At 70.6% G+C, this 6,783-nt stretch carries 7 protein-coding genes and 1 pseudogene; 4 read left to right on the top strand and 4 right to left on the bottom strand.

All coding sequences use genetic code 11. The annotated features are described in order from the left end of the window. From BIV23_RS30985 to BIV23_RS30975, 3 genes and pseudogenes are all read left to right on the top strand, one after another. Positions 1 to 415, top strand: a pseudogene (locus tag BIV23_RS30985) (dehypoxanthine futalosine cyclase); the annotation flags it as partial. A 7-nt stretch (positions 416 to 422) separates the two neighbouring features. Next, positions 423 to 1,085 (top strand): amidohydrolase family protein, encoded by a 663-nt coding sequence (locus BIV23_RS30980; protein WP_071384295.1) that lies wholly within the window; start codon positions 423 to 425, stop codon positions 1,083 to 1,085. 297 nt (positions 1,086 to 1,382) lie between these two features. Then, positions 1,383 to 2,078 (top strand): demethylmenaquinone methyltransferase, encoded by a 696-nt coding sequence (locus BIV23_RS30975; RefSeq protein WP_071384300.1) that lies wholly within the window; start codon positions 1,383 to 1,385, stop codon positions 2,076 to 2,078. A 15-nt stretch (positions 2,079 to 2,093) separates the two neighbouring features. On the opposite strand, the gene BIV23_RS30970 is transcribed toward BIV23_RS30975, so the two are convergent. Further along, positions 2,094 to 2,402 (bottom strand): PASTA domain-containing protein, encoded by a 309-nt coding sequence (locus BIV23_RS30970; RefSeq protein ID WP_079173498.1) that lies wholly within the window; start codon positions 2,400 to 2,402, stop codon positions 2,094 to 2,096. A 109-nt stretch (positions 2,403 to 2,511) separates the two neighbouring features. Then, entirely contained in the window at positions 2,512 to 3,069 is a 558-nt protein-coding gene (locus BIV23_RS30965) for a GNAT family N-acetyltransferase (protein ID WP_071384294.1), read from the bottom strand. A 97-nt stretch (positions 3,070 to 3,166) separates the two neighbouring features. Between BIV23_RS30965 and BIV23_RS30960 the strand changes: the two genes are divergently transcribed. Then, a complete protein-coding gene (locus BIV23_RS30960) occupies positions 3,167 to 4,459 on the top strand; it encodes a geranylgeranyl reductase family protein (RefSeq protein WP_071384293.1) in 1,293 nt (430 codons plus the stop codon). Here the strand turns inward: BIV23_RS30960 and def are convergent. Continuing rightward, the gene (gene def, locus BIV23_RS30955; RefSeq protein ID WP_071384292.1) at positions 4,425 to 5,093 is read right to left on the bottom strand and encodes a peptide deformylase; all 669 of its coding nucleotides are present in this window, start codon (positions 5,091 to 5,093) and stop codon (positions 4,425 to 4,427) included. The two genes, BIV23_RS30960 and def, sit on opposite strands and share 35 nt — an antisense overlap. Positions 5,094 to 5,242: 149 nt before the next feature. Continuing rightward, a complete protein-coding gene (locus tag BIV23_RS30950; RefSeq protein ID WP_079173497.1) occupies positions 5,243 to 6,055 on the bottom strand; it encodes a C40 family peptidase in 813 nt (270 codons plus the stop codon). Between the last annotated feature and the right edge of the window lie 728 nt (positions 6,056 to 6,783).

Genomic DNA, 6,783 nt, shown 5'->3' with positions numbered 1-6,783 from the left:
CCACCTCAAGGGCCGCACGCAGGCCACCCTCTTCGAGTACCTGCGGATGATCGCGATCGCCCGCCTCTTCCTCGACAACGTCCGGCACATCCAGGGCTCCTGGCTCACCACCGGCAAGGAGGTCGGCCAGCTGTCGCTCCACTACGGCGCCGACGACCTCGGCTCGATCATGCTGGAGGAGAACGTCGTCTCCTCGGCCGGTGCCAAGCATCGCTCGAACCGGCTGGAGATCATCGACCTGATCCGCAAGGCGGGCCGCGTCCCGGCGCAGCGCGCGACGACGTACGAGCACCTCGTCGTGCACGACGACCCGGCGAACGACCCCGTCGACGACCGCGTCGTCTCGCACATCTCCTCCACGGCCATCGAGGGCGGCACGGCCCACCCCGAGCTGAAGCTGCTGACCTCCAACTGACGCCGCCGTGCTGACGATCCACGCCGCCCCGCTGGTCCTGCCGGTGGGCGCGGCACCCGTCACGGACGGAGCCGTGGTGGTGGACGGCGACCGGATCACGGCCGTCGGGCCGTACGAGGAGGCCGTCGCCGCGGCGCCGGGCGCGCGGGTGCGGCGCTGGCCGGGCGTGCTCACCCCGGGGCTGCGCCAGTGGCACCCGCTGTGGCTGCTGCGCCGCTGCTACCACCCCGACCCGCGCGAAGCCGACGAGCTGGGCGAACTGCCACTGTGGGGCGAGCGGTTGGCCGCCTTGGGAGACCTCGCCGAGAGCCGCTGGTCGGGCAGTGTCCGGCGCGGTGTGCAGCGGATGCTGCGGTACGGCACGACGGCGGTCGCGTCCCCGGGTGCACGCTTCGCCGATCCGCTGGTGGCCACGGCCGTCGCCCGGTCCGGGCTGACGGTCGTGGGCGTCCAGGGCGCCCCCGGGATGCTGCTGGGCGAGTGTCCCGACCTCGACCCGTTCGCCGAGGGGTACGACCTCGCCGGCACGGTCCACGGCCCCCTGACCGTCGGCGGCCGGGCCGACCTCGCCGTGTTCGACGTGCCCGACGAGCCCGCCCTGAGCGAACGCGGCGCGGTGACCTGCGTGGCGACCGTGCTGGGCGGCCGGCTGGTGTACCGGGGCCGCTGACCGGGCTCGGCCGGAGAACCTCTCCGCGAACGCCCCCGTACGCCGGCCGACCCCGCTGCGGCCGGCCGCAGCGTCGCCCCGGCCGGCCCCCCCGTCCGCGCACGGCCGGTCCCGGAAGGCCGACCCCATCGACACCCCAGGCGTCTCGTGCTGCTGATGTGGGCGAAGGCGTACGTCGGGATCGACTTGACCCGGCTGACCCGGCTGACCCGCCTGGACCGGACGGTCACGGTCTTCAACGCGCGCACGCACGAAGCCCGCCCTCGTCCCGGGAGACCGGGCTGCAACAATGGGCGGGTGACCCGCGCCTCCCTGAACAAGCAGCCGCACGAAGTCGCCTCGATGTTCGACGACGTGGCGGAACGGTACGACCTGACCAACGACGTGCTGTCGCTCGGCCAGGACCGGCGCTGGCGCAAGGAGGTGTCGAAGGCGGTCGACGCGCGCCCCGCGCAGAAGATCCTCGACCTCGCGGCGGGTACGGCCACCTCCTCGCTGCCCTTCGCGCGCACGGGCGCGTACGTCGTCCCCTGCGACTTCTCGGTCGGGATGCTCCGGGTCGGCAAGCGGAAGCACACCTGGCTGCCGTTCACGGCCGGGGACGCGACGAGGCTGCCGTTCAAGGACGACACCTTCGACGCCGTGACGATCTCCTTCGGGCTGCGCAACGTCCAGGACTTCGACGCGGCCCTGCGGGAGATGCACCGGGTGACCCGCCCCGGCGGCCGCGTGGTCATCTGTGAGTTCTCGACCCCGACCTGGGCGCCCTTCCGCACCGTCTACACCGAGTACCTGATGCGGGCGTTGCCGCCGGTCGCGCGCGCGGTCTCCTCGAACCCGGACGCGTACGTCTACCTCGCCGAGTCCATCCGTGCCTGGCCCGACCAGCCCGCCCTCGCCGAACGGCTGCGCAAGGCGGGCTGGACGAAGGTGGCGTGGCGCAACCTCACCGGCGGTGTGGTCGCGCTGCACCGGGGCTTCAAGGAGAGCTGAACCTCCACCGCTGTCTCACCGGTTGATCATCTCGAAGGCGTCGCCGGGCTCGCCGAGTTCGCGTTGCATCCCGCCGCTCGGCGGGCGCGGGATGCGCGGTTCGCGCACGCCCCCGCCGCCCTCGCCCTCCCCGAAGTCGAACCACACGTACACCATCGAGTCCGGCGGTACCTCGGCGCCGGGCTGCGGATACTGGCGCACGACGTAGTCGACGACGGTGTGGTGGAAGTCCGGGCGGTCCGGCGCGTTGAGGAACAGGCCCCGCGCCCGGGCCGTTTCGCGCGCGTCCACGGCCATCAGTCCGACCAGCCGTGGCACACGCACTTCGGGTGTTTTGGGTGTTATACGCACAGATGTCACCCCCAGCGGTACTGGCAGGGTAACCCCCGTACGCCCCGGCCGGAAGGAGCCGGTGTCTTTCTGTGACAGACGACTACTCTGCGTTATCGGGGTGGTCGGCGTCATCGACGGGGTCGGCGGGGGAGTCGAGCGCGAGCCGGAAGCAGAGGGCCCGCTCGTCCAGCGTCGGGTGCGGATAGGTCTCCGCCGACCGCATGCCGAGCCGCCGGGCCACCGCGATCGACCGCTCGTTGCCGGGCCGGACCATCGCCACGACCTCCTTCACCCCGGCCGCCCGCACCCGCTGCAGCGTCTCGCGCGCGGCCGCCGTGACGTACCCCTTGCCCCAGTGCGCGCGACCGAGCCGCCAGCCGATCTCCGTCTCGCCGACCGGACCCCAGCCGGGCCGCCAGGGCTGGGCGCCGGTGAACCCGATGACCTCGCCGGTCTCGTCCAGCATCGTCCACAGACAGAAGCCGAGCTCCGCGTCGTGCCGCCGCTGGCGCGCGGTGAGTTCCTCGTAGACGGACAGGGCCGCCGGCCTGCCGCCGTGGAACTCCATGACCTCGGGATCGCCGAAGACCCGGTGCCAGGCGACGGCGTCCTCGTGCGTGGGGACGCGCAGCCGTACCGCGGGGAGGGGTCGGTTCACAGGGCAGCCCTTCATCCGGGTGATCAATTCTGCTGAATAGACTGCCCATGTCCAGTGCCGGTCGGCACGCAGATTTCGAACTTGGGGAGATCCCGCTGTGACCGTCGTGAAGGAGCCCCTCTCCGAGAACACCGCCGACGTGATCGTCGTCGGCGCGGGGCCGGCCGGCTCCACGACCGCCTATCACCTCGCGAAGGCCGGTCTCGACGTCCTGCTCCTGGAGAAGACCGCGTTCCCGCGCGAGAAGGTGTGCGGCGACGGCCTCACCCCGCGCGCGGTGAAGCAGCTCGTCGCCATGGGCATCGACATCTCCGAGGAGGCCGGCTGGCTGCGCAACAAGGGCCTGCGCATCATCGGGGGCGGCTCCCGCCTCCAGCTGGACTGGCCGGATCTCGCTGCCTACCCGAACTACGGACTCGTCCGCAAGCGCGACGACTTCGACGAGCAGCTCGCCCGCAACGCCCAGAAGGCCGGTGCGCGGCTGTACGAGCGCTGCAACGTGGGCGCCCCGGTCATCGACGACCGCACCGGCCGCATCACCGGCGTGCGGGCCAGGCTCGGCGAGGAGAAGCGCGAGGTCACCTTCCACGCGCCGCTGGTCGTCGCCGCCGACGGCAACTCCACCCGGCTGTCCCTCGCGATGGGCCTGCACCGCCGCGAGGACCGTCCGATGGGCGTCGCGGTCCGCACCTACTTCACCTCGCCCCGCCATGACGACGACTACCTGGAGTCCTGGCTGGAACTGTGGGACCGCCGCGGCGCCCAGGACCGCCTGCTGCCCGGCTACGGCTGGATCTTCGGCATGGGTGACGGCACGTCGAACGTAGGCCTCGGCGTGCTGAACACCTCCGCCTCCTTCAAGGAGCTGGACTGGCGCGAGGTCCTCAAGGCCTGGTGCGCCTCCATGCCCGAGGACTGGGGCTACACCCCCGAGAACATGACCGGCCCGATCCGCGGCGCCGCTCTGCCCATGGCCTTCAACCGCCAGCCGCACTACACGCGCGGCCTGCTGCTCGTCGGTGACGCCGGCGGCCTGGTGAACCCCTTCAACGGCGAGGGCATCGCCTACGCCATGGAGTCCGGCCAGATCGCCGCCGACGTCGTCGTCCAGGCCCACGCGCGGGCCACGCCCGCCCAGCGCGAGATCGCCCTCCAGCGCTACCCGCGCGTCCTCAAGGACACCTACGGCGGCTACTACACCCTCGGCCGTGCCTTCGTGAAGCTCATCGGCAACCCGAAGGTCATGCAGATCGCCACCCAGCGCGGCCTCACGCACCCGATGCTGATGAAGTTCACCCTCAAGCTCCTCGCGAACCTCACCGATCCCACGGGCGGCGACGCGATGGACCGCGTGATCAACGGCCTGAGCCGGGTGGCCCCGAAGGCGTGAACCCCTCCTGGGGCCGGCTCAGTTCCCCGGTGCGGGCGGCCCGGCGGGCGAAGACCTCGTCCCGCCGGGCCGCCATCTGTCGCAGCGCGTCCTTCTTCTCGCGCGTGGAGAGCCGGTCCAGATAGATGTGCCCGTAGGTGTGGTCGGTCTCGTGGGCCAGGCAGCGGGCGAAATATCCCGTGCCCTCGATGACGAGCGGATTGCCGTCCTTGTCCTGCCCGCGCACGACGGCGCGCTCCGGCCGCGGTACGGCCATCACGGCACCCGGCACCGACAGACAGCCCTCGCCCTCGTCGATCAGCCGACGCCCGGCCGGGGCGGACTCCAGCACCGGATTGACGATGTGTCCGACATGTCGGACACCGTCGTCGTCGGGGCAGTCGTACACGAACAGACGCAGATCGACGCCCACTTGATTGGCCGCGAGGCCGGCCCCCTCGGCGACGTACATGGTGAGGAACATGTCGTCGATGAGCGCGGCGAGGTCGGGCCCGAACTCCGTGACGTCCCGGCACGGCTTGTGCAGGACCTCCTCGCCGACCTCCGTGATCCGGCGCACCGCGCCACGCCCGGACTCGGGGGCGTAGCGCGGGTAGTGGTCGGCGGGACTTCCCTGTACGAACACGCGTGGCATCGCGCGGTCTCCTTCACTCGTGACCGGACCGCCGTACGACGGCCCGGACCGAGCATGTCAGGAAAGACCGGCCCGTACGCCGGTACGACGCAAGGGCCGCTGCCCCCGAGCGGCTGCGGCCCTACGCGTGTCGAGTGGTGCCGGTGCCCTCAGAGCACCCGCACGGCGCCGGTCGGCGGGTCGTACGACAGCGGCTTCTCGACGATCCCGGTGGACGGGTTCTGCGCGCCGACGAACATACCGTCGCCGACGTACACCGCCACGTGGTACGCGCTGCCCGCGCTGCCCCAGTAGAGGATGTCGCCCGGCTGGAGGTTGCTCAGCGAGACCTGGGTGCCCTGGGTCGACTGGTCCTGGGAGACGCGCGGCAGGTCGACGCCGATCTGCTTGAAGGCGGACTGCACCAGGCCGGAGCAGTCGTAGGCGCTCGGGCCGGAGGCGCCCAGCACGTAGGACTTGCCGATCTGCGCCTTCACGAAGGCGATGACCGTGGCGGCCGAACCGGTCGCGGAGCCGGTGTCGGTGGAGGAGGTGCCGGTGCTCGACGAGGCGGAGAGCGTGGTGCGCTCCGCGTTGCGCGAGGCACGGGCGGCGGCCTCGATGCGGGCCTGCTGGTCGGCCTTCTTCTTGGCCTCCGCGGCCTTCTGCTGTGCCTCGGCGAGGTCGGCCTTGGCCTGCTTCGCGGCATTCGCGGCGGCCGCGTCGCGCTCCGCCTGGAGCTGGTAGTTCGCGGCGGCCTGCTGCGTGGCGTCCGCGGACTGGGCGGCCTGAGCGGCCAGGTCGGCCGTCAGGGTGGGCAGTTCGAGGGTCTGCGTCACCGGCTCGGCCGCGTTCGCCGAGCCGGACGCTCCGGCGACTGCCAGGGTGCCGAGGACGCCACCGGCAACTCCGGCCCGCATCGCGAAGGTCGACGCGCTGCGGCGGGGCTTCCGGTGGCTGCGTATGTGAGCGGTGTGGGACATGAGGACAACGGGTACCAGGGGCTCCTTCATATCTTCAAGAAACGTGTGCTGCGCCACAGTTGCTCAATCGAGACCCTGAATCCCGGGCGTGTCGCTCTTTATTGACGCCGTAACGGACATAGCGGACGTTGGCGATCAAGCCCTTGATCACGGTCTTTGATCATTACGCCCGAATTGCCCCGCACCTACCACCGGTTGGGGTGGTTGGCCAACCCCGGTTCTCAGGGGCCTCTCATCAATGTGGCGGAGGTCACGGAACGGTTACCGGAAGGGCGGCGTCCCGTGTGCGCGGAGCTCGTGAACGGGTGCACGCACCCCACCCGCGTCCACATCGCACTCCGCGCTCCCCCTGATGTGTGAACACGGCCCTCTATCAGGCGGTCGCGTCCAGCGCCAATTTGCATGCAAGCGAAGTCTCTTGATATTGAGACGCCCGCTCCGGCCTGCGGTGACGAGCCGGAATGTCACTTCTGGTGATCAAGTGAACGCTTCGCGTATGAAGATCACCCATCATCCGACTTCATGATCCTTCGTCAGGTGGTGGAGATCACAAAGCTTGTGGAATACCCCGTGTCGCAGATCACAGAGCGGCGGGCATAAGATGCGAGGCAGTTGGGCTTGTGACCTGCTTCACATGTTCTCGATCTTCGCCCGGGACGAGCGGGGCGCGTGGGACCGGTGAGGCGGGTGTGGGCCCTGTGAACCGCCAGCAGTCAGCGCCGACTGAG

The organism is Streptomyces monashensis, from assembly GCF_001866665.1.
GTDB classification, from domain to species: Bacteria; Actinomycetota; Actinomycetes; order Streptomycetales; family Streptomycetaceae; genus Streptomyces; species Streptomyces monashensis.
Note: the sequence above shows the minus strand (reverse complement) of the source record. Positions and strands in the feature narration are given on the sequence as shown.

What these genes read in the sequence shown, in the direction of transcription:
- def (WP_071384292.1), bottom strand. Translation starts at nt 5,093, where the DNA reads ATGCCACGCGTGTTCGTACAGGGAAGTCCCGCCGACCACTACCCGCGC.
- BIV23_RS30950 (WP_079173497.1), bottom strand. Translation starts at nt 6,055, where the DNA reads ATGTCCCACACCGCTCACATACGCAGCCACCGGAAGCCCCGCCGCAGC.